Source organism: Pseudomonas sp. UBA4194, from assembly GCF_002379585.1.
In the GTDB taxonomy this organism is placed as follows: Bacteria; Pseudomonadota; Gammaproteobacteria; order Pseudomonadales; family Pseudomonadaceae; genus Aquipseudomonas.
Genome location: NZ_DFUE01000070.1, coordinates 18,050 through 40,252, shown reverse-complemented (window position 1 = coordinate 40,252; position 22,203 = coordinate 18,050). Strand labels below are relative to the sequence as shown.

20 protein-coding genes are annotated in these 22,203 nt (G+C 61.7%); 6 read left to right on the top strand and 14 right to left on the bottom strand.

Going from position 1 to position 22,203, the window contains the following annotated elements; all coding sequences use genetic code 11:
- Positions 1-42: 42 nt before the first annotated feature.
- Positions 43-2,004, bottom strand: coding sequence for a DNA primase (dnaG, locus tag B3397_RS17100; RefSeq protein ID WP_296252347.1), 1,962 nt, complete (start codon positions 2,002-2,004; stop codon positions 43-45).
- A gap of 308 nt (positions 2,005-2,312) precedes the next feature.
- On the bottom strand, positions 2,313-2,528 hold the full coding sequence (gene rpsU / locus B3397_RS17095) for a 30S ribosomal protein S21 (RefSeq protein WP_002551877.1): 216 nt from the start codon (positions 2,526-2,528) through the stop codon (positions 2,313-2,315).
- A gap of 196 nt (positions 2,529-2,724) precedes the next feature.
- Here rpsU and tsaD point away from each other — a divergent pair, with 196 nt between their 5' ends.
- Complete coding sequence (gene tsaD, locus B3397_RS17090) at positions 2,725-3,750, top strand: tRNA (adenosine(37)-N6)-threonylcarbamoyltransferase complex transferase subunit TsaD (RefSeq protein ID WP_296252255.1); 1,026 nt, start codon at positions 2,725-2,727, stop codon at positions 3,748-3,750.
- 38 nt (positions 3,751-3,788) lie between these two features.
- Here the strand turns inward: tsaD and plsY are convergent, their stop codons facing one another.
- Positions 3,789-4,358 (bottom strand): glycerol-3-phosphate 1-O-acyltransferase PlsY, encoded by a 570-nt coding sequence (gene plsY / locus B3397_RS17085; RefSeq protein WP_296252253.1) that lies wholly within the window; start codon positions 4,356-4,358, stop codon positions 3,789-3,791.
- Between the two features lie 76 nt (positions 4,359-4,434).
- Between plsY and folB the strand changes: the two genes are divergently transcribed.
- Both folB and folK read left to right on the top strand, forming a co-directional pair.
- Positions 4,435-4,788, top strand: coding sequence for a dihydroneopterin aldolase (gene folB, locus B3397_RS17080; RefSeq protein ID WP_296252252.1), 354 nt, complete (start codon positions 4,435-4,437; stop codon positions 4,786-4,788).
- A complete protein-coding gene (gene folK / locus B3397_RS17075) occupies positions 4,779-5,294 on the top strand; it encodes a 2-amino-4-hydroxy-6-hydroxymethyldihydropteridine diphosphokinase (RefSeq protein ID WP_296252251.1) in 516 nt (171 codons plus the stop codon). Before folB ends, folK begins: the two co-directional genes overlap by 10 nt.
- Positions 5,295-5,404: 110 nt before the next feature.
- Here folK and B3397_RS17070 read toward each other — a convergent pair whose 3' ends face one another.
- From B3397_RS17070 to B3397_RS17020, 11 genes are all read right to left on the bottom strand, one after another.
- Positions 5,405-6,628, bottom strand: coding sequence for a multifunctional CCA addition/repair protein (locus B3397_RS17070; RefSeq protein ID WP_296252249.1), 1,224 nt, complete (start codon positions 6,626-6,628; stop codon positions 5,405-5,407).
- Between the two features lie 64 nt (positions 6,629-6,692).
- The gene (locus tag B3397_RS17065) at positions 6,693-8,255 is read right to left on the bottom strand and encodes a SpoVR family protein (protein WP_296252247.1); all 1,563 of its coding nucleotides are present in this window, start codon (positions 8,253-8,255) and stop codon (positions 6,693-6,695) included.
- Entirely contained in the window at positions 8,252-9,526 is a 1,275-nt protein-coding gene (locus tag B3397_RS17060) for a YeaH/YhbH family protein (RefSeq protein WP_296252246.1), read from the bottom strand. The genes B3397_RS17065 and B3397_RS17060 overlap by 4 nt, the downstream gene beginning before the upstream one ends.
- 122 nt (positions 9,527-9,648) lie before the next feature.
- Positions 9,649-11,571 (bottom strand): PrkA family serine protein kinase, encoded by a 1,923-nt coding sequence (locus B3397_RS17055; protein ID WP_296252244.1) that lies wholly within the window; start codon positions 11,569-11,571, stop codon positions 9,649-9,651.
- A 348-nt stretch (positions 11,572-11,919) separates the two neighbouring features.
- Positions 11,920-12,240 (bottom strand): thiosulfate sulfurtransferase GlpE, encoded by a 321-nt coding sequence (glpE, locus tag B3397_RS17050; RefSeq protein WP_296252243.1) that lies wholly within the window; start codon positions 12,238-12,240, stop codon positions 11,920-11,922.
- A 29-nt stretch (positions 12,241-12,269) separates the two neighbouring features.
- Positions 12,270-13,151: a symmetrical bis(5'-nucleosyl)-tetraphosphatase gene (locus B3397_RS17045; protein WP_296252241.1), complete on the bottom strand. Its 882-nt coding sequence runs from the start codon at positions 13,149-13,151 to the stop codon at positions 12,270-12,272.
- Positions 13,151-13,531 carry a Co2+/Mg2+ efflux protein ApaG gene (gene apaG / locus B3397_RS17040; protein WP_296252239.1) on the bottom strand — a complete coding sequence of 127 codons (381 nt, stop codon included), beginning with the start codon at positions 13,529-13,531 and terminating at the stop codon, positions 13,151-13,153. The genes B3397_RS17045 and apaG overlap by 1 nt, the downstream gene beginning before the upstream one ends.
- A gap of 105 nt (positions 13,532-13,636) precedes the next feature.
- On the bottom strand, positions 13,637-14,443 hold the full coding sequence (gene rsmA, locus B3397_RS17035) for a 16S rRNA (adenine(1518)-N(6)/adenine(1519)-N(6))-dimethyltransferase RsmA (protein WP_296252237.1): 807 nt from the start codon (positions 14,441-14,443) through the stop codon (positions 13,637-13,639).
- Positions 14,443-15,429 carry a 4-hydroxythreonine-4-phosphate dehydrogenase PdxA gene (gene pdxA / locus B3397_RS17030; protein WP_296252235.1) on the bottom strand — a complete coding sequence of 329 codons (987 nt, stop codon included), beginning with the start codon at positions 15,427-15,429 and terminating at the stop codon, positions 14,443-14,445. Before pdxA ends, rsmA begins: the two co-directional genes overlap by 1 nt.
- Positions 15,426-16,742 carry a peptidylprolyl isomerase SurA gene (gene surA / locus B3397_RS17025; protein ID WP_414704399.1) on the bottom strand — a complete coding sequence of 439 codons (1,317 nt, stop codon included), beginning with the start codon at positions 16,740-16,742 and terminating at the stop codon, positions 15,426-15,428. The genes pdxA and surA overlap by 4 nt, the downstream gene beginning before the upstream one ends.
- Positions 16,723-19,497 carry an LPS-assembly protein LptD gene (locus B3397_RS17020; protein ID WP_296252230.1) on the bottom strand — a complete coding sequence of 925 codons (2,775 nt, stop codon included), beginning with the start codon at positions 19,495-19,497 and terminating at the stop codon, positions 16,723-16,725. The genes surA and B3397_RS17020 overlap by 20 nt, the downstream gene beginning before the upstream one ends.
- Positions 19,498-19,627: 130 nt before the next feature.
- Here B3397_RS17020 and B3397_RS17015 point away from each other — a divergent pair, with 130 nt between their 5' ends.
- Genes B3397_RS17015 through B3397_RS17005 form a run of 3 tightly spaced genes read left to right on the top strand, consistent with a single transcriptional unit; the run spans position 19,628 to position 22,066 of the window.
- A complete protein-coding gene (locus tag B3397_RS17015) occupies positions 19,628-20,641 on the top strand; it encodes an aminoglycoside phosphotransferase family protein (protein ID WP_296252228.1) in 1,014 nt (337 codons plus the stop codon).
- Positions 20,638-21,297, top strand: a complete 660-nt coding sequence (gene murU, locus B3397_RS17010; protein ID WP_296252226.1) for an N-acetylmuramate alpha-1-phosphate uridylyltransferase MurU — start codon at positions 20,638-20,640, stop codon at positions 21,295-21,297. Before B3397_RS17015 ends, murU begins: the two co-directional genes overlap by 4 nt.
- Before the next feature lies 1 nt (position 21,298).
- The gene (locus B3397_RS17005; protein WP_296252224.1) at positions 21,299-22,066 is read left to right on the top strand and encodes a TerB family tellurite resistance protein; all 768 of its coding nucleotides are present in this window, start codon (positions 21,299-21,301) and stop codon (positions 22,064-22,066) included.
- The last annotated feature ends 137 nt before the right edge of the window (positions 22,067-22,203 follow it).

Here is a 22,203-nt window from a genome sequence, read left to right as displayed (position 1 = left end):
GCGGGCAAAAAACAAGCCGAGGATTATACCCGAGCTAGGACCTCACGCGCCAGTTGAGGTCGGGGTTTGTGCGTGAACAGTGCGGCTAAGCAGCTCGCGCAGCTGATTTTTTTCCTCTGCGCTCAGTTCACTCTGTCTTGATTTCCTGAGCAAATGCTCAAGACAACGCTCGCGTTGGCGGGCGGACAAGCTAGTTATAGTGTCGAAAAACTGTTGTTCAAGGTTATCGGCATCGATCAGCCATTCTTTCTCGGCCAATGCGCGTAAAAGTTTTCCCTGCTCGGTGCCGTGCCAGCGCGCGATCAATTGTAGAGAGCGTAGCTTAGGATTCTTCTGCAAGGCTTCGAGCAGTGCGACCAAAAGCTGGGCGTAGACGTGTTCTTCGTCAGCGAAGTGGCTGGCGTCCTCCACTTTCTCGGCCAGCTGAGGGTGGTGCAGCAACGTGCGCAAGGCGCTGAGCGTCGGTGGTTCCACGGTCACTGGCGTGCGCGGCTGGGGACGCGGTTCGAAATCGCGCTTGCCCTTGCCATTCCACGGTTTGCCTTCCCACTTCTTGCCGCCGTTTTTCTTCGGCTGCCATTCCTGCTGTTGTGGTTCGAACGCAGGCGGCGCATGAAAGTCACTGAAATCTGGCGAATAGCCAGGCATCGAGTCGTAATCGGCCAGCGGATCGTGGCTGGGCATGGGCGCACTGGGTGCGTTCTGCACCAACTGGTTCACGGCTTCGCCACTCAACCCGGTGATTTCCGCCAGGCGATTGCGCATCAATGTGCGCAGGTTGGCGCCAGGCACCTTGTCGATCAGTGGCGCAGCCAGGGTGGCCATGTGCGCCTTGCCTTCGAGCGAGCGAGGATCGGCTTCTTCGGTCAGCTGCTGGAAGAAATAGTCGGCCAGCGGTTGTGCATGTTGATTGATGCGTGCGCGGAAGGCATCAGTGCCCTCGGCGCGAATCAGAGTGTCCGGGTCCTCGCCCTCGGGCAGGAACAGGAAGCGCGCCTTGCGCCCGTCCTGCAGGCTCGACAGCGTGGCTTCCAGTGCGCGCCAGGCGGCGTTGCGGCCGGCCTGGTCGCCGTCGAAGCAGAACAGCACGCTGGGCACCACCCGGAACAGACGCTTGAGGTGCTCCTCACTGGTCGCCGTGCCCAGGGTGGCGACGCCATTGCGCAGGCCTTGCTGGGCCAGGGCGATGACATCCATGTAGCCCTCGACCACGATGATCTCGTCGAGGTTGCGGTTGTTCTTGCGCGCCTCGTACAGGCCGTAGAGCTCCTGGCCCTTGTGGAACACCGGGGTTTCCGGCGAGTTCAGGTACTTGGGCTTGTCATCGCCCAGCACCCGTCCACCAAAGGCGATCACACGTCCGCGGCTGTCGCGGATGGGGAACATCACGCGGTCGCGAAAGCGGTCATAGCGCTTGCCGGAGTCGGCATTTTCCACCAGCAGGCCAGCGTCGATCATGGCCTTTTGCTGCAAGGTATCGCTGCTCAGGTGCTTGAACAGGTTGTCCCAGCCCGGCGGTGCGAAACCCAGACCGAAGTCCCGGGCAATCTCGCCGGACAGGCCGCGGCCTTTGAGGTAATCGACGGCGGCGCGGCGCTGCGGGTGGCTCTTGAGGGCTTGGCGATAGAATTCGGCAGCCGCTTCGAGCAGCGGGTACAACGGTGAATCCGTGGGCTGGCGCGGCTTGTGGTTGCGCCCGCCCTCTTCGCGGGGGACTTCCATGCCGGCCGCCTTGGCCAGTTCCTCGACCGCCTGGGGAAAGTCCAGGTTGTCGTGGTCCATGATGAAGCCAAGGGCGTTGCCGCCTGCGCCGCAACCGAAGCAGTAATAGAACTGCTTGTCGGGGCTGACGCTGAACGAAGGGGTCTTTTCCTTGTGGAAAGGGCAGCAGGCGGTGTAGTTCTTGCCTGCTTTCTTCATTTGCACGCGCGACTGCACCACGTCGACGATGTCGGTGCGGTTGAGCAGGTCGTCAATGAAGCCTTGTGGAATCAGCCCTGCCATGGCGTTCTCGTCATCATCAGCCCAGGAGCAGAAGTGTATCTTTTGAAAGCCGATCGGGCAGGCTTTCTTGCCCAGAATTGCGTATCGGAAACGTCCATTCGTTCGAAAGCGGCCAAGGGCTGAACTCGAATGAGGGCGTTTGCGAAGAAAAGAGTGTGCTCGTCTGCAGCCTTGCAGGGCTCGTCAGAATGACGTGCACGACCTGGCGATGAAGCCAGTTCTGACGTGTGAGGCGGGGTGTAGCGGCAACTGCCGGCAGCCCGGCTGGAAGCCGGGCGAGGCAGAAGCTTGCGACGAACGTCTGTGTATTAGTACAAACGAACGGCGCGGCGCTGTTCGCGCTGGACTTTCTTGGCGTGGCGTTTGACAGCGGCTGCTGCCTTGCGCTTACGCTCCGAAGTCGGCTTCTCGTAAAATTCGCGGCTACGAACTTCAGCCAGTACACCGGCTTTTTCGCAGGAGCGCTTGAAACGACGCAGAGCTACGTCGAAGGGTTCGTTCTCTTTAACTTTGACGGCTGGCATCCAGAGCTACCTTCATTCATTACCGGGGTCGACATCTCATGGCAAAAGCGCGCATAAGTACGTCGGTTTTTAAGGGTTGCGGATGTTAACCCTTACCCGGCAGGAATGCAAAGCCTCTGATCGAAAACCGCTGGTCGGTGCACCGTTGGCCGACTATCATGCGCGCCTTCGAACACAGCTCCACAAGGCCTGGGCCATGCTAGTACTGGGATTGGAAACGTCCTGCGACGAAACCGGCGTCGCATTATATGACAGTGAGCGCGGCCTGTTGGCCGATGCGCTGTTCAGCCAGATCGACCTGCACCGCGCCTACGGCGGTGTGGTGCCCGAGCTCGCCTCGCGCGATCACGTCAAGCGCATGCTGCCGTTGATCCGCCAGGTGCTGGCCGAGGCCGACTGCGCTGCCACCGAGATCGATGCCATTGCCTATACGGCCGGGCCGGGACTGGTCGGTGCGCTGCTGGTGGGCGCCTCGTGTGCCCAGGCCCTGGCTTTCGCTTGGGATATCCCGGCGTTGGGCGTGCACCACATGGAAGGTCACCTGCTGGCGCCCATGCTCGAAGAGCAGCCCCCCGAGTTTCCGTTCGTCGCCCTGTTGGTGTCCGGTGGGCACACGCAGCTGGTGCAGGTCGATGGCATCGGTCAATACGCCCTGTTGGGCGAGACCCTGGACGATGCCGCCGGCGAAGCGTTCGACAAGACGGCCAAGCTGATCGGCCTGAATTACCCGGGCGGCCCGGAAATCGCGCGCCTGGCGACCCAAGGCGTGGCGGGCCGTTTCACCTTCCCTCGGCCGATGTGCGATCGCCCTGGCCTGGACTTCAGCTTCAGCGGCTTGAAAACCTTCGCCCTCAACACCTGGCAGCAGTGCAAAAGTGCCGGAGACGACGGCGAGCAAACCCGTTGCGACATCTCCCTGGCCTTCCAGCAGGCGGTGGTCGACACTCTCACCTACAAATGTCGCCGTGCCCTCAAGCAGACCGGCCTCAAGCGGCTGGTGATTGCCGGTGGCGTCAGCGCCAACGCGTCGCTGCGCGAGGCGCTGGAGAAAATGCTCGGCGAGTTCAATGGGCACGTGTACTACGCCAGGCCGCAGTTCTGCACCGATAACGGCGCCATGATTGCCTATGCCGGTTGCCAACGGCTGCTGGCGGGGCAGCATGAAAGCCTGGCCATCAGCGTACAGGCGCGCTGGCCGATGGAGCAGTTGCCGGCGATTTAAGACGCTGGGGGGCAGCCCCTGCGCCGCCCGAGCCAGCCTTAGAAATGCCGTTCGCGACCGGCCAGCAGATCGCGCAGATTGGCCCGGTGCCGCCACACGATCAACGCCGTCAGCACGCTCATCGGCAACAGTGCTTCGGGGTGTTGCCAGGCCAGCAGCGGCAGGGTCAGCGGGGTGGCGATCAAGGCCGCGAGGGAACTGGTACGCGTAAGGGAGAAGGTCAGGGCCCAGGCAACTACTGCCAACAGCGCTGCCGGCGGATACAACCCCAGCAGCACACCGGCGGCCGTGGCGACACCCTTGCCGCCCTTGAAACGGAAGTACAGCGGGAATAGGTGCCCGAGCACCGCACACAAGCCTACCCAGGCTTGTTGCTGCACGGGCAGGCTGCACCAGGCGGCGACCAGCACGGGCAACAAGCCCTTGCACAAGTCGCCCAGCAGAGTGAGGATGGCGAGCTTTTTTCCGGCCAGGCGCAACATGTTGGTGGCGCCGGCGTTGCCTGAACCGCTCATTCGCGGGTCGGGGTTGCCCGTCGCGCGGCTGAGCACGATGGCGAAGGACAGCGAGCCAAGCAGGTAGGCGCACAGCGCCAGTAACCAGAACATGCTTACTATATCCGGGCAGCGAAGCCCTTGATTCTAACGGCGCTTGGCGCCCTTGTCGTGCTGCGGAGTGAAGTGCTTGGACAGAGTGTTTATCGAAGGCCTGGAAGTCGACACCGTGATCGGTGCCTACGACTGGGAACGGGACATCCGCCAGTGCTTGCGCCTGGATCTGGCCTTCGCCTGGGATAATCGCCCGGCCGCGGCCGGTGACGACCTGTCCCTGGCGCTGGACTACGCCAGGGTCTCTCAACGCATCCAGGGGTTCGCCGAGCAGGCTCGTTTCGAACTGGTGGAAACCTTCGCCGAACGTCTGGCGCAGGTACTGATGAGCGAGTTCCAGATTCCCTGGCTGCGCTTGAAACTGACCAAGCCCGGCGCGGTGCCAGCCGCTCGCGGCGTGGGCGTGGAGATCGAGCGCGGATGTCTCTGAGCCGGATCTACCTGGGCCTGGGCAGCAACGTCGACCGTGAGCAGCACTTGTGCGCCGGGCTCGACGCGCTGGCCGGTTTCCTCCAGGACATGCGCTGTTCGCCCGTGTTCGAGAGTCAGCCGGTGGGCATCAAGAGCGGGCCGTTCTTCAATCTGGTGGTCAGCGCATTGACTGACCTGCCACTGATGGAACTGGACCGCCGCTTGAAATTCATCGAAGCCGATAACGGTCGCTATGCGCCGGAACGCAAGGGGTTGCCGCTGGATATCGACGTGCTGATGTATGAGGACCGCGTCGGCAACTTCGATGGCCTCATCCTGCCTCGGGCCGAGATTCTCAAGAACGCTTTTGTCCTGTGGCCCTTGGCGCTGATTGCGCCTGATGTGGTACATCCCGGGGTGGGTTTGAGCTTTGCCCGATTGTGGCGCGAGGCGAATATCGATCAGGTGTTGGCACCGGTGGATTTTCAGTGGCAGGGGCGGCAGCTGACGCCGTTGGGGGGTTGAATTTGTAGTGGCAGTGCTGGCCTCTTCGCGGCTTTTACGCCGCTCCTACAGAGGATCGCAACACCCTGTAGGAGCGGCGTAAAAGCCGCGAAGAGGCCAGCACGGACACCTCAAAACCCCGCCTTGTACCCCTTCAACGCCTCCAGCCGCGCGCCCTTCAGCGCCTCGCCCAGATCCTTGCCCTTGAACCCTTGCGCCACCAGCGGCTGTACCGCCACCGACCGAGCCACCTGCGCCGCGCCGCGCAGATACTCCGCCTGCGGATACTCCCGTGCCTCGAACCCCAGGCGCCCCCGCGCATCCATCTCGCAGGCCATGATGAACTCCTCGAAGCGTTGCGGCCGACGGTAGACGTCGAAGCTTTGCAGCAACTCCAGCAAGGTCGACGCTTTCAGTTCAAGGGCTCGGTGGCCATGGGTGTGGTATTCGCCGACCAGCAACGCCAGCTCCTGACAATCGCGGGGCACCTTGAAGCGTTCGCTAACGGCCTTGATCAGCTTGATGCCACGCTGCTCGTGGGCAATGTGCCGCGGCCATTCGCTTGGGCGCGTGGTGCCCTTGCCCAGATCATGCAGCAGGCAGGCCCAGCGCACGGTGAGAGGCTGCCCGTGCCGTGCGGCTTGTTCGAGGACGCTCAGGGTGTGCACACCGGTGTCTATTTCCGGGTGGTGGGCGGGCGGCTGCGGCACCCCGAACAGGGCGTCGACTTCGGGCAACAGTTCCTTCAACGCGCCGCAGTCGCGCAGTACCTGAATGAACACCTGAGGTTGTGCTTCCACCAGCGCCCGGGATATTTCCTTCCAGCTGCGTTCGGCGGTCAGCGCCTGCAGTTCGCCCGACTCGCTCAGCTCGCGCATCAACTCCAGGGTATCGGCCGCGATCGTGAAACCCAGGGGCGCGTAGCGTGCGGCAAAACGGGCCACGCGTAGTACGCGCAGAGGATCCTCCGCGAAGGCCGGGGAAACATGGCGCAAAAGCCGTTTGTGCAAGTCTGCCTGGCCGCCATAGGGATCGGTCAGCACACCCTGATCGTCTTCGGCCATGGCATTGATGGTCAGGTCGCGCCGCATCAGGTCCTGTTCAAGGGTGACGTCTGGGCTGGCATGGAAGACAAAACCACCGTAGCCCCGACCACTCTTACGCTCGGTGCGAGCCAAGGCATATTCTTCGCCGGTGTCCGGGTGCAGGAACACAGGGAAATCGCTGCCCACGGGACGATAGCCCAGCGCATGCATCTGCTCGGCGCTGGCGCCCACCACCACCCGATCGATATCGGTGACGGGAAGCCCGAGAAGACGATCACGCACCGCGCCGCCGACTTTATAGATGTGCATGAAAAAACCTCCGATGACTCGACAGGTTACCATCAAGCCATGGGAGGTTCTTCAGGCCCGCCGCCTAGAGGTGCACCACACCCAGATCGAGCCGGCCATAGTCACCCTCGCCGTGTTCGTTACGGGGCGGCACATGGTGGACCTTCATGATCTGATCGCCCTGCAGGGTTTCCAGGTGGATATCGAAGCCCCACAGGCGATGCAGGTGCTTGAGTACCTCGTCGGTGGATTCGCCCAGGGGTTTTCGGTCGTGCTGCTGATGGCGCAGCGTGAGGGAGCGATCGCCGCGACGATCGATGCTCCAGATCTGCACATTGGGTTCACGGTTGCCCAGGTTGTACTGCGCCGCCAGAGTCTCGCGGATGGTTCGATAACCCACTTCGTCATGGATCGCCGGCACCAGCAGGTCGTCGCGCTGATCGTCATCCATGATGCTGAACAGCTTCAGTTCGCGGATCACCTTGGGCGACAGGTACTGCAGGATGAAGCTCTCGTCCTTGAAACTGCTCATGGCGAACTTGATGGTCGACAGCCAATCGCTGCCCGCGATGTCGGGAAACCAGTGGCGGTCTTCGTCGTCGGGATGCTCACACATCCGACGAATGTCCCGGTACATGGCAAAGCCCAGTGCATAGGGGTTGATGCCACTGTAATAGGGACTGTCGAAGCCCGGTTGAAACACCACGCTGGTATGGGACTGCAAAAACTCCATCATGAAACCGTCGGTTACCAGCCCCTCGTCGTACAGATCGTTCATCAGGGTGTAGTGCCAGAACGTCGCCCAGCCTTCGTTCATCACCTGAGTCTGACGCTGTGGATAGAAATACTGGGCAATCTTGCGCACGATGCGCACGATTTCCCGCTGCCAGGGTTCCAGCAGCGGCGCGTGCTTCTCGATGAAGTAGAGGATGTTCTCCTGGGGCTCGGCCGGAAAGCGCGCGTTGTCTTCCTCGCGGTTCTTGTCCGCGCCCTTGGGAATGGTCCGCCACAGGTCGTTGATCTGCCGCTGCAGATGCTCTTCCCGGTCTTTCTGCCGGCGCCGCTCTTCCTCTGCCGAGATGGGGTAGGGCCGCTTGTAGCGATCCACGCCGTAGTTCATCAAGGCGTGGCAGGAGTCGAGCAGGTCTTCCACGGCGTCGATACCGTGGCGCTCCTCGCATTTCATGATGTAGGACTTGGCAAACACCAGATAATCGATGATCGAACTGGCGTCGGTCCAGGTGCGGAACAGGTAGTTGCCCTTGAAGAAGCTGTTGTGTCCGTAGCAGGCATGGGCCACCACCAGCGCCTGCATGCAGATGGTGTTCTCCTCCATCAGGTAGGCAATGCACGGATCGGAGTTGATCACGATCTCGTAGGCCAGGCCCATCTGGCCTCGACTGTAGGATTTTTCGGTGCTGAGAAAGTGTTTGCCGTAGGACCAGTGGTGATAGCCCAGGGGCATGCCCACCGAGGCATAGGCATCCATCATCTGCTCGGCGGTGATCACTTCGATCTGGTTGGGATAGGTGTCCAGCGCATAGCGTTCGGCAATGCGGCTGATTTCCCGGTCGTAGGTCTGGATCAGCTCGAACGTCCATTCCGAGCCGGTGGATATGGGTTGGCGCTTCTGCTCTCTAGCGGTCATGACACTAACCTGCGCTGGAAGAGTTCACGGAAGACCGGATAGATATCCCCGGCCGATACCAGCTGTTGCTGGGCAAAGGTATCGGCAAAGGACTCACCGATACGCTCGTATTCGTACCACAGGGCCTGATGCTCACGCGGCGTGATTTCCACGTAGGTGTAGTACTGGACGAACGGCATGATCTGCTTGGTCAGGATTTCCCGGCAGATCGGCGAGTCGTCGTTCCAGTTGTCGCCATCCGAAGCCTGGGCGGCGTAGATATTCCATTCGTTGGTTGGGTAGCGTTCGGCCATGATCTCCTGCATCAGCTTCAAGGCGCTGGAGACGATGGTGCCGCCGGTTTCCCTGGAGTAGAAAAACTCTTCCTCGTCCACCTCGCGGGCGCTGGTGTGGTGACGAATGAACACCACCTCGATCTTGTCGTAGTTACGTTTGAGGAACAGGTACAGCAGGATGAAGAAGCGCTTGGCGATGTCCTTGGTGGCTTGGGTCATGGACCCGGACACGTCCATCAGGCAGAACATCACCGCCTTTGAGCTGGGGTTTGGATGCTTCACCAGCAGGTTGTACTTGAGATCGAAGGTGTCGAGAAAAGGCACCCGGTGAATCCGCGCGCTGAGTCGCTCGATTTCGGCAATCAGCGCCTGAATGTCGCCGAAGTTGTCCGGCTCTTCGAGCTTCAGCCGTTCCAGCTCCAGCTTGGCGGCTTTGAGCTTGCCGCGACTGCTACCGGACAGCGCGATGCGCCGGGCATGGGCCGATCGCAGCGTACGGATGATGTTGATGCGTGAAGGATTGCCTTCGTTGCTGATACCTGCCCGCACGGTCTTGAAGGTGTCGGTGCCGGTAAGGTTGCGCTTGACCAGGTTGGGCAGCTCGAGGTCTTCGAACATGAACTCCAGGAATTCTTCCTGGGTGATTTGGAACACGAACTCGTCCATGCCCTCGCCGGAGTTGCCGGCCTTGCCAGGGCCTTTGCCGCCGCCGCCACCGCCCTGCGGTCGAGCGATGTGTTCGCCAGCGGTGAATTCCTTGTTGCCGGGGTGCACAACGGTCTGCTTGCCGCCCCGGCCATGATGCAGAACGGGCTCGTCGATATCACGGCCAGGGATGCTGATTTGCTCGCCGTGCTCCATGTCGGTGATGGAACGGCGGCTGACGGCCTCTTCGACCGCCTTCTTGATGTGATCACGGTAACGTCGCAGAAAACGCTGACGGTTCACCGTGCTTTTGTTCTTGCCATTGAGGCGTCGGTCGATCACATAGCTCATTAGGGCCTCCGGGCAGCGACGAGCTGCAAGCCACAAGTCGAAAGCCACTCCCTGCCATCCGGATCATGCCACGCGGTGGCACGAACAGGCTGGCAGTTCGTCGCTTGAAGCTTACCGCTGGATTACTGCGACTTCCTGACCCGCAAGTACCACTCGGACAGCAGTCGTACCTGTTTGTCGGTGTACCCGCGCTCGACCATACGTGTAACGAAGTCGTTGTGCTTCTGCTGGTCCTCCTTGCTGGCCTTGGCGTTGAAGCTGATGACCGGCAGCAGATCCTCGGTGTTGGAGAACATTTTCTTCTCTATCACCACCCGCAGCTTCTCGTAGCTGAGCCAGGTCGGGTTCTTGCCATTGTTGTTGGCCCTGGCCCGCAGCACGAAGTTGACGATCTCGTTGCGGAAATCCTTGGGATTGCTGATGCCCGCCGGTTTCTCGATCTTTTCCAGTTCCTCGTTGAGGGCCACGCGGTTGAGGATCTCGCCGGTTTCCGGATCGCGGTATTCCTGATCCTGAATCCAGAAGTCTGCATACAGCACGTAGCGGTCGAAGATGTTCTGTCCGTACTCGCTGTAGGATTCCAGGTACGCGGTCTGGATTTCCTTGCCGATGAACTCGATGTAGCGCGGCGCCAGGTATTCCTTGAGGAATCGCAGATAGCGCTCGCGCACTTCGGCCGGGAACTGCTCCTGTTCGATCTGCTGCTCCAGCACATACAGCAGGTGCACCGGGTTGGCCGCCACCTCGTGGGGGTCGAAGTTGAACACCTTCGAGAGAATCTTGAAGGCGAAGCGCGTCGACAGGCCATTCATGCCTTCATCCACGCCGGCACTGTCACGGTATTCCTGAATGGACTTGGCCTTGGGATCGGTATCCTTGAGGTTTTCGCCGTCGTACACCCGCATCTTGGAATAGATGTTGGAGTTGTCCGGCTCCTTGAGCCGGGACAACGTGGTGAACTGGGCCAGCATCTTCAAGGTGTCAGGCGCACAGTGGGCCTTGGCCAGCGAGCTGTTGAACAGCAGTTTGTCGTAGATCTTGATTTCGTCACTCACGCGCAGGCAGTACGGCACCTTGACGATGTAGATCCGGTCGATGAACGCCTCGTTGTTCTTGTTGTTGCGGAAGCTGTGCCATTCCGACTCGTTGGAGTGGGCCAGCAGAATCCCGGAGTAGGGGATCGCCCCCAGGCCCTCGGTACTGTTGTAGTTGCCTTCCTGGGTAGCGGTCAGCAGCGGATGCAGCACCTTGATGGGCGCCTTGAACATCTCGACGAATTCCATCAGGCCCTGGTTGGCTCGGCACAGCGCGCCGGAATAGCTGTAGGCGTCAGCGTCGTTCTGGGGGTATTCCTCCAGCTTGCGGATATCGACCTTGCCCACCAGCGCGGAAATGTCCTGGTTGTTCTCGTCACCGGGCTCGGTCTTGGCCACGGCGATCTGGTTGAGGATGGAAGGGTACAGCTTGACGACCTTGAACTGGCTGATGTCGCCCCCGAACTCAGCCAGACGTTTGGTCGCCCAGGGCGACATGATGGTGCTCAGGTAGCGCCGAGGGATGCCGAAATCTTCTTCCAGGATTTCGCCGTCCTCGGTGGCATTGAACAGCCCCAGGGGAGACTCGAATACCGGCGAGCCCTTGATGGCGTAGAAGGGGACCTTCTCGATCAGTTGCTTGAGCTTTTCGGCCAGGGAGGACTTGCCGCCCCCTACCGGGCCGAGCAGATAGAGAATCTGCTTCTTCTCCTCCAGACCTTGGGCGGCGTGGCGGAAGTACGACACGATCTGGTCGATGCAGTCCTCCATGCCGTGGAAATCTTCGAACGCAGGGTAGCGGCGGATCACCTTGTTGGAGAAGATCCGCGACAACCTGGAATTGGTCGACGTGTCGAGCAACTCGGGTTCCCCAATGGCCATCAGAATCCGTTCCGCCGCCGAAGCGTAGGTTCTGCGATCCTGTTTGCAGAGCTCCAGGTACTCCTGTAACGAGAGCTCTTCTTGGCGTGTGGATTCGAAGCGTTGTTGGAAGTGGCTAAAAATACTCATGACGTCACCTCGCTCGATACGTGGAGCCGACGCCGGATCACTCAGTTGATGCTGGCAGAAGCCGAAAGACGCCGGCCGCTGTATATCCCCCCAGAACACCTTTGAAGTCGCTACCGATGACCCGCGCGCCGGTGTACCGGCTCTCCCCTGTTTTGGATGGCCTGAGCTTAAGGATAGTTGGTTATCGTAGACTTCAAGTCGGGATGCGCAATTAAGTGCTGGGACCGTTCGTCCGAGGCAGCGCCAGAGCCCGTGGGGCGCGGGATGGAGCGTTTGAAAAAAAATAATTCAGTCACATTTACCCGCGCACCGGGTCAGGCTTGCGCCCGCGCCCGATGAGCGGCGTGGTCAAGCCTGGCTGGTTTCCGCCGGAAACGTTGCGCGCCACAGCTCGAAGCCACCGTCCATGCTGTAGACGTCCGAGAAACCCTGGCTGACCAGGTAAGCCGCCGCGCTCTGGCTGGAGTTGCCGTGATAGCAGACCACTACCACTGGTTTGTCCAGATCCGCCGCGGTGATGAAGCCGTGCAGGGAGTGGTTGTCCAGATGAGTAGAGTCTGTGATGTGGTTCAAGGCGAAGGTCTGCGGGTCGCGGATGTCCACCACCACGGCGCCTTCCTGGCGCAGGCTATGGGCCTGTTCTGGGGCGATGCGTTTGAATTCTGTCATGGGCAGGGCTCCTGTGCTGGGCCTGTATTCTAGCGTTTGCCGGGCGGCGGGGGGAAATCGGCGGCGTTGCTGGGTAATGGAGGCTGGACATTGCCCTGGTCGGTGCACTTGCAGGTCCGGCGCATGCCGCTGTCCACGTCGAGCAAGGTCATGGCCCCACCCCACACGCACCCGGTGTCCAGCGCGAACACATCCGGCTCGTCGCAGCGGCCTTCCAAAGCAGCCCAGTGGCCAAAGATAATCTTGCTCCCGCGGCTCTTGCGCTCCTTGTGGCTGAACCAGGGTGCGTAGCCGGGCGGTGCGGTGTCTGCGCCTTCCTTGCCCTTGAGGTCGAGCTTGCCGTCGCTGGTGCAGAAGCGCATGCGGGTGAAATAGTTGGTGATCACCCGCAGCCGCGTCACACCGTGCAAGTCCTTGTCCCACTTGTTCGGCTCGTTGCCGTACATGCCGTCCAGAAAGGGCTGGTACAGGTTGTCGTCGCGCAGCGCCGCTTCCACTTCACCGGCATAACGCAGCGCCTTGCGTACGCTCCATTGCGGAGGTATGCCGGCATGCACCAGCACGGTGTTGCGGTGCTCGTCGTAGTGCACCAGCTTCTGCTGGCGCAGCCAGTGCAGCAACTGCGCACTATCAGGGGCGTCGAGAATCTCACGCAGCGTGTCACCGCGCTTGAGCCGCTCCACGTTGCTGGCAGCCGCCAGCAGGTGCAGGTCGTGGTTGCCGAGCACGCACACCAACGCTTCGCGTATCGAATACAGATAGCGCAAGGTTTCCAGGGAGCTGGGGCCTCGGTTGACCAGGTCTCCTACCAGCCACAGGCGATCATTGGCGGGATCGAAGGCGACGTTTTGCAGCAGGCATTTCAACGGCTCCAGGCAGCCCTGGAGATCACCCACGGCGTATACCGCCATCAGTGCAGGGAGCCTGGCACGGCAAGGCGGAAGGGGGCTATCACGGCATCGAACTTGTTGCCGTCCTCGGCCAGCATCTGGTAGCTGCCTTGCATGTTGCCGACCTTGGTCGCCATTACGGTGCCGCTGGAGTAGGTGTGGCTCTGCCCGGCATCGATCAGCGGTTGCTGACCGATCACACCGGCGCCGCGTACTTCTTCGACCTTGCCATCGCCATCGGTGATCACCCAATGCCGCGACAAAAGGCGCGCCGGGAGTTCACCGTTGTTGTGCACGGTAACGGTGTAGGCGAAGGCAAAACGCTGCTGCTCGGGTTGCGATTGTTCTGCCAGAAAGCGGGTAACGACGCTGACGTCGATCTGATAACGAGGATCGGACATGCAAAAGGCCTTGAAAGCGAATGCGAAGGTAGCCGGGTTGGGCCGGTTCAGGGTCAGTCTAGGTCAATTGGGCGTCTGTGGACCCGCCTGGATCCACATTGGAGCTCAGTTGTCGGTGCTTCGTTCGGCCAATTGATCGGCCAGGCGCACGAAAGCCGCCAGGTCGAGCTGTTCCGGGCGCAGGCTGCCGTCGACACCGGCGGCCTCGATGGCTTCGTTTGGCAGCAGCGCCTTGAGCGTATTGCGCAGGGTCTTGCGCCGCTGGTTGAAAGCTTCGCGGACCACGCGTTCGAGCAGGCGGTGATCTTTGGCAGGATGGGGCAGGGTGGTGTGGGGTACCAGGCGTACGATCGCCGAATCCACCTTGGGCGGCGGATTGAATGCGCCCGGGCCGACGTTGAACAGATGTTCCACGCGGCAATGGTATTGCACCATGATCGACAGTCGCCCCCAATCGCCGCCACCGGGCCCTGCCGCCATGCGCTCGACCACTTCCTTCTGCAGCATGAAATGCATGTCGCGGATCAGGTGGGCATTGTGCAGCAGGTGAAAGATCAGTGGCGTGGAGATGTTGTACGGCAGGTTACCCACAACGCGCAGGCTGCCAGGTTCGGCGCCCAGCGTGGTGAAGTCGAACTTCAGTGCATCGCCCTGGTGCAGGCGAAAGTTGTCCCGACCTGCGAACTGCTGGTTGAGGATCGGCACCAGGTCCTTGTCCAGTTCCACGACGTCCAGTTGGGCGCCGCTGCCCAGCAGGCCTTCGGTCAGGGCACCCTGGCCCGGGCCGATTTCCAGCAGGTGCTCGCCCGGCTTGGCGTGGATCGAGCGAAGAATACGGTCGATGACGCCGGCGTCGTGGAGAAAGTTCTGACCAAAGCGCTTGCGCGCCCGGTGTTGGTATTGCTCGGTCATTAAAGGGTCTCGGCCATTCGATAGGCGGTGTCGAGGGCGACGCGCAGGCTGCCGGTATCGACCTGGCCGGTACCGGCCAGGTCCAGGGCGGTGCCGTGGTCCACGGAGGTGCGGATGATCGGCAGGCCTAGGGTGATGTTCACGGCGGCGCCAAAGCCCTTGTACTTGAGTACGGGCAGGCCCTGATCGTGATACATCGCCAGCACCGCGTCGCAATGTTGCAGGTATTTTGGAGTGAACAGCGTATCGGCAGGCAGCGGACCGCGTAGATCCATGCCTTCGGCACGCAGGCGTTCCAGAGTCGGTTCGATGATGTCCATTTCTTCGCGGCCCAGATGACCGCTTTCGCCGGCGTGGGGGTTGAGCCCGCACACCAGGATACGCGGCCGGGCTAGGCCGAACTTGCTCACGAGGTCAGCGTGCAGGATCCGAGTGACGCGTTCCAGACGCTCTACGGTGATGGCGTCGGCCACCTCGCGCAGCGGCAGGTGCGTCGTCACCAGGGCTACCCGCAGGTCGCCGGTGGCCAGCATCATCACTACCTGTTCGGTGTGCGTCAGCTCGGCCAGAAATTCGGTGTGTCCGGAAAACGCGATACCGCCGTCGTTGATCACGCCCTTGTGGACCGGGGCGGTGATCATGCCGACGAAGTCGCCGTCCAGGCAGCCTTGGGCGGCGCGTGTCAGCGTCTGCAGCACGAAGGCGGCATTGGCCTTGTCCAGCCGGCCGGTGACCACGGGGGCGCCCAGTGGCGTATCCCAGACATACAGGCTGCCGGCGGGGGCGGGTTGATCGGGCAGGGCGTCGGCGGTGACCACCAGCAGATTGACGGCCAGCCCCAACTGCGCGGCCCGCTCGGCGAGCAGGTCACGGTTGGTGATGGCAATCAGTGGGTGTGGCTGGGGTTGCGCGGCGAGCAACAGGCACAGGTCAGGACCTATGCCCGCTGGCTCGCCAGGCGTCAGCGCAAAACGCTGGGGTGTCACTGGGCAGCCTGGTCAGCGCCAGGCAGCTTGATCTCGACGTAGGCTTCGTCGCGGATCTGGCGCAGCCAGGTCTGCAGCTCTTCGTCGTACTTGCGGTTACGCAGCACGTTCAATGCCTGCTGGTCGCGGGCCTGCTCGGTGTTGTCAGTGGCGCGACGGCCAAGGACTTCCAATACGTGCCAGCCGAACTGGGTCTGGAATGGCTGCGACACGGTGTTGACCGCCGTCGACGCCATGGTCTCGCGGAATTCCGGCACCAGCGATTCCGGGTTCACCCAATTCAGGTCGCCGCCATTGAGCGCCGAGCCCGGGTCTTCCGAGAAATTCTTCGCCAGGGTGGCGAAGTCTTCGCCATTCTGGATACGGGCATACAGCTTGCGAGCCAGCTCTTCGGTCTGGGCTGCACTGCGGATCTCGCTTGGCTTGAGCAGGATGTGACGCACGTGCACTTCGTCGACCGTCTGAGTCTCGCCGCCGCGCTTGTCCAGCACCTTGAGAATGATGAAACCTACCGGTGTACGCACCGGCTGGGTCACATCACCCACCGGCATGCTGCTGAGCATGCGGTCGAAAGGCGCCGGGAGCTGGGCCGGCTTGCGCCAACCCATGTCGCCGCCTTCCAGGGCATTGTCACTGGACGAGCTGGCAATGGCCAACTGGTTGAAGTCCGCACCTTGCTTGAGCTGGGTGTAGATATCCTGAGCCTTGCGCGCAGCGGCCTGGATAGCTTCGGCGCTGGCGCTTTCCGGAACCTGGATCTGGATGTTGGCCAGATGCAGCTCTTCGGACAGGGCGATCTTGCCCAGGTCCGAGGCGAGGAAGTTCTTCACTTCCTGCTCCGATACCTGAATGCGTTCGGCCACACGGCGCTGACGCACACGGCTGATAACCATCTCGCGCTTCACCTGCTCGCGAGCATCGTTGTACGACAGGCCGTCACGCGCCAGAGCACCACGGAACTGCTCCACCGACATGTTGTTGCGTTGAGCGATGGTGGCGATGGCGCCGTTGAGCTCTTCATCGGTAATGCGGATGCCCGAGCGTTCGCCGATCTGCAATTGCAGGTTCTCGACGATCAGGCGTTCCAGCACCTGCTGTTGCAGGACACTGGCAGGTGGCACGCCACCGCCACGCTTGGCGATGGTTTGCTGCACTTCCTTGACGCGTTGGTCCAGTTGGCTTTGCATGACCACGTCGTTGTCGACGATGGCCACGACGCGGTCCAGCTCCTGCACCGCGGCATGTGCCGTGGTGCCCAGTAGCATGGCGCCCAGCATCAGCGGGCGCAGCAGATCACATAGCTTGGTCTTCACGTTCACGATAACCTTGAATGCCCTTGTCGAGGAAACCCTCAACCTTATTGCCTACCACGCCACCGAGGCCCTTCAGCACGATTTGCAGGAAGATCCCGCGGTCGCCTTTCTCGTTTTCCGGAGCGGCCTGACTGTATTCGTCATAGTCGACCCAGTAGCGGTTGATCAGGCGCATCTTCCAGCAGCAGTTGTCGTATTCGAAACCGCCGAATGCTTCCAGCGTACGGTTGCGGTTGTAGTCGAACTGCCAGCGGCTGATCAGGCTCCACTGCGGCGCGACCGGCCAGATGACCGACATGTCGTGCTGCTGGATCTTGTAGTAGTCCTTCACGTAGCCAGGGGTGCCCGGCGTGCCGTAGTCACCACCACCGACCTGCCAGCGACCGGTTGCCGAGTCGTAGCGCACCAGGTCGTTGCGATAGCGATAGCCGACGTTGACCACCTTGTTCGGGTTGTCTTCAGGCTGGTAGTGGAACATTGCACTGCCCGAGCGGGTGGTGCGGCTGTCCGGGTCCCAGTTGAAGTCCGAATTGAAGCGCCAGTCGCGGTTGAAGCGGTATTCATATTCCAGCGCGTAAGGTGAGACGTTCGCTTGCGCGTCGTCGCGATCCTTGTAATCGATACCGGGCAACTGAGCCTTGCGATCGGCGAGGTAAAGCGCCTGACCGATACTGAAGCGCTGACGCTCGAAGCCGTTCTCTTCGATCCAGCGGCTGGTGACGCCCAGCGACAACTTGTTCTCGTCACCGATGCGGTCGTAACCAGTGAAGCGGTTCTCGCGGAACAGCGACGCATAGTTGAAGGTGCTTTCCGAAGTGTCGAACACCGGAATGTCGGTCTGGTCTTCGTACGGAACGTACAGATAGAACAGGCGAGGTTCCAGGGTCTGGCGGAAATTGGTACCGAACAACTGGGTGTTGCGATCGAAGTACAGACCGCTGTCGATGCTGCTGATCGGCACGCCGCGGTTCTGCGAACTGCTGAACTTCTCGCCTGCCAGCAGGGAATTCTTGCCCTGGCTGTCCAGGTCAAGATCGTACTGGGTGTACATGTACTTGACCGACGGACGCACGAAGCCCCACGCCCAATTCATCGGCAGCGCAACACCCGGCTCCAGGTTCAGACGCGAACCGTTGGCGCGTGCCAGGCCCGAAACGTTGTTGTCGATGCGGGTGGCGGGAATACCGTCTTCGTTGATGAACGTGCCCTTGCGCAGGTCACGCTCGAAACGTACCGCTTCGGTGTTGTAGGTGAATTCCAGGCCCGCCGGGTTGTACGGCAGCGCACCATTGAAGGTGATCTGCGGCATGCGGTTGTAAGGCGTGATGTCCGCCACGGTGGCCAGCTCGTACGCCTGAACGTTCAGGCGAGCGACGTAGTCGTCGCCACGGTAGGTCAGCGCACCCTGCTGGTTGATCCATTCGGTACGTTCCACACCGATCTGATCGGATTGCAGGTCCTGGAAGTAGTAAGGATCGCTGATGTCGGTGTAGTCGACTTCAGTGGTCAGGCGCGAGTCCAGACCGCCTTTGTGCTGCCAGTTGACCATGTAACGAGTCTTGTCATAGTCGGACTGCAGTTTGCGGTCGTCATTCTCGTCATTCAGGTAAGCCCCACCGAACTGGCCTTCGCTGGTCTTGGTCAGGTAGCGGAATTCGCCTTCCATCATCAAGCCACGCTTGGCCATGTAGCGTGGGTACAACGTGGCGTCATAGTTGGGCGCCAGGTTGAAGTAGTACGGAGTGACCATCGTGAAACCGCTGTCGCTGTCGGTTGCGAACGACGGCGGCAGGAAGCCGGACTGGCGGCGATCGTCGATCGGGAAGTAGATATACGGCGTGTACAGCACCGGAATATCCTTCACGCGAAGGGTGACGTTGGTCGCCGTGCCGAAACCGGTGGCCGGGTTCAGCGTGATGTTGTTGCCCTTGAGCTGCCAGGCGTTGCTGTTCGGCTCGCAGGTGGTGTAGGTACCATCCTTGAGGCGAATGATCGCGTTCTCGGCACGCTTGGCGTACAGCGCGTTGCCGCGGATACGCGACTTGTGCAGCACGTACTCGGCGTTGTCGACCTGGGCTTCACCGGTGTCGAGCTGGATCTGGGCGTGATCGCCCACCACCAGCGCGCCGTTGTCGCGCAGCTTGACGTTGCCATTGAGCTCGCCACGGTTTTCGGCCTGATGCAGGGCGGCCTCGTCGGCTTCGATCTGCATGCTGCCCTGACGCATCACCACGTCGCCGGCCAGGGAAGCGATCTGCTCTTCCGTCTGGTAGCGCGAAGCCTTGGCACCAATAAAGGTCGGCGCCTCGCTCTTCGGGGTGTTGTCGTTCATGCCGGGACGCACGGGCTCGATGTAGGCACCGGAGCAGTAAGGCCCGGTTTCGGCCAGCTGGGCGGCCGTGAGCTTGTCCCGAGGAACCCAGTCCAGGTGGCTGAAATCGGCGCTACGAGACTTCAGGCCGCGGCCCTTGCTCTCGGTCACCAATACCGGGCCGACGGTTTTCTCTCCCTTGGAAGAGCCGCCTTCACCGGTGCTCGCACCGCCTGCTATCGCCGCACCGTCATGCACGGGGCGCGGCGGCAGCTCGGCGACACTGGACTTGGGCTTGCAGTCCCAGGTACCGGCAGCGGAGACTTGGCAGTCGAATTGCTCAGCAGCAAACACGACCTGGGTGGCCAAAGGTTGCATCACCAGCAAACTGCCAGTGACCAGCAACGGAAATTTTTTACGAAACGCGGGGGATTTCAATGCCATCTTATTAGTCCGGGCTTCCTGCGTGCCATCTTGCCCGCGGGGGGGCCGCACGCCTCTCGATGGTCTGAAAAAGATGCTGGATAATAAAGCATGACCCGCTTGACGGCTAGCGCCGTCGGAGACCCTTGCAATGCCCGATCAAGATGTACGCCTGCAACACCTTAAAAGCTGGCTCGATGAGCAGCTTGCGAAACTCTTCGCCGATCATGGTTGGGGCGCCGTACCCCCGGCCACATTGACCGCCGCCAGTAGCGATGCGAGCTTCCGTCGCTATTTCCGTTGGCAGGGCGAGGGTCGCAGTTTTATCGTCATGGACGCGCCACCCCCCCAGGAAAACTGCCAACCGTTCGTTGAAATCGACGAACTGCTGGCCACTTCGGGCATCAACGTGCCGAAAATTCATGCTCAGGATCTTCAGCGCGGCTTCCTGCTGCTGAGCGATCTGGGTGACAAGACCTACCTGGATATCATCGACACGGACAACGCCGATGCGCTGCTCAGCGATGCCATCGACGCATTGTTGGCATTGCAGCAACTACCGCTCACCGGCGATTTGCCCAGCTACGACGTCGCCTTGCTGCGCCGCGAGCTGGAGCTGTTCCCCGAATGGTACGTAGGCAAGGTGCTCGGCAAACCGCTGGATGCCGAGCAGCAGGCCGCGTGGCTGCGCGTCAGCAGCTTGCTGATCGACAGCGCCCTGGCGCAACCCAAGGTGTTGGTGCACCGCGACTACATGCCCCGCAACCTGATGCACAGCGCGCCCAACCCTGGTGTGCTGGATTTCCAGGACGCCGTGTACGGCCCGGTCACCTACGACGTGACCTGCCTGTTCAAGGATGCCTTTCTCAGTTGGCCCGAGGAACGCGTGCTGGGCTGGCTGCGTCAATATTGGCAGCAGGCCGGTGAACGGGGCGTGCCGGTACAGGCCGACTTCGACGAGTTCCGTCGAGCCAGCGACCTGATGGGCGTGCAGCGCCACCTGAAAGTGATCGGCATCTTCGCGCGCATTTGCCATCGCGACGGCAAGCCCCGCTACCTGGCGGATGTGCCGCGCTTCTTTGCTTATATAGAAGCCGTTGTGCAGCGCCGTCCCGAGTTGGCTGAACTGGGGCAATTGTTCAAAAGTCTGGGAGTGCAACCATGAAAGCGATGATTCTGGCGGCCGGCAAAGGCGAGCGCATGCGCCCGTTGACTCTGACCACGCCAAAGCCGTTGATCGAGGTCGCCGGCAAGCCGCTGATCGAGTATCACCTGCAAGCATTGGCCCGGGCGGGGTTCAGCGAAGTGGTGATCAATCACGCCTGGCTTGGCCAGCAGATCGAAGATGCGCTAGGCGATGGCAGCCGTTATGGCCTGAGCATCGAGTACTCGGCCGAAGGCGAGCCGCTGGAGACCGGCGGCGGCATCCGCCACGCTTTGCCACTGCTGGGAGAAGCGCCGTTCCTGGTAATAAATGGCGATATCTGGACCGACTACGATTTCGCCGGGCTGCGTGGTCCTTTGGCCGGTGAGGCGCATCTGGTCCTGGTCGACAACCCGGAACATCACCCTCAAGGCGATTTCGCCCTGGTCGATGGCCAGGTGCGCGACCAGCCCAGCCTCACCTATAGCGGCATCGCCGTGCTGGATCCTGCACTGTTCGCCGACAGCGGCAGCGGGGCATTCAAGTTGGCGCCACTGCTGCGACGTGCCATGGGCGTCGGCCAGGTGACGGGTGAGCATTATCAGGGGCGCTGGGTGGACGTCGGTACTCACGAGCGCCTGGCCGAAGCCGAGCAACTGCTGGGCGGGCGAGGTTGATATGTTGTGGCCAGGGACGGTAGTCGGCGCCGCGGCGGGCTATGCCATCGCCAGCATCCCCGGCGCCATGCTCGGCGTGCTGCTGGGGCAAGCCTTGGATCGACGCTTGCGCCTGCGCACCTGGGGCGAGCTGGGAGATCGGCTCAAGGGCAAGTCGGGCTTGCGCGACGAGGAGCTGCTTTTCGTGCTGCTCGGGCGGTTGGCCAAGTGTGATGGTCAAGTCGTTGCCGCACATATCCAGCAGGCGCGCCTGGAGATGCGCTCGCTGAATCTGAGCGACACCGCCCAGCGGCGCGCCATCAATGCTTTCAATAGAGGCAAGGCAGGCGGCGACCAGTTGCGCGGCCCTCTGTTGCGGCTCAACCAGCAAGCCAACGCTGCCGAAGGCGTATTGCGTGCCTGCTGGCGCATGGTGTGGGCCGACGGCCGCGCGACGCCGGCCGAACGCGAATTGGTGGTGACCTGGGGAAAATGGCTAGGCTGGTCGTCAGCCAAGGTACAGGGGCTGGGCCAGGACTACGAGCCCAAGCGCCAGGCGCCGACCCGCGCAGGCGGCGCTTACCAGGATGCCATGCGGCTGCTGGGGGTATCGCCGACCACCGAACCCGACCAGGTCAAGCGTGCCTATCGGCGATTGCTCAGCCGCCACCACCCGGACAAGCTGGAAGGCAGCGGCGCCACCGCAGCGCAAGTACGCGAAGCCACCGACCGCACCCGCGAACTGCACAACGCCTACAACCTCATCCGCACCCGCCGCGACTTCCGCTAACCCCTGTGGAAGCGGGCTCCGCCCGCGAAGACGCCCGCCCAGCCACCCCCCCCCCCACCCGCCCCCCCCCCCCCCCCCGGCCGGCGTTCCCCCCCCGACAGCTCCGCCCCTCACCACCCACCCCCCCCACCCCCCCC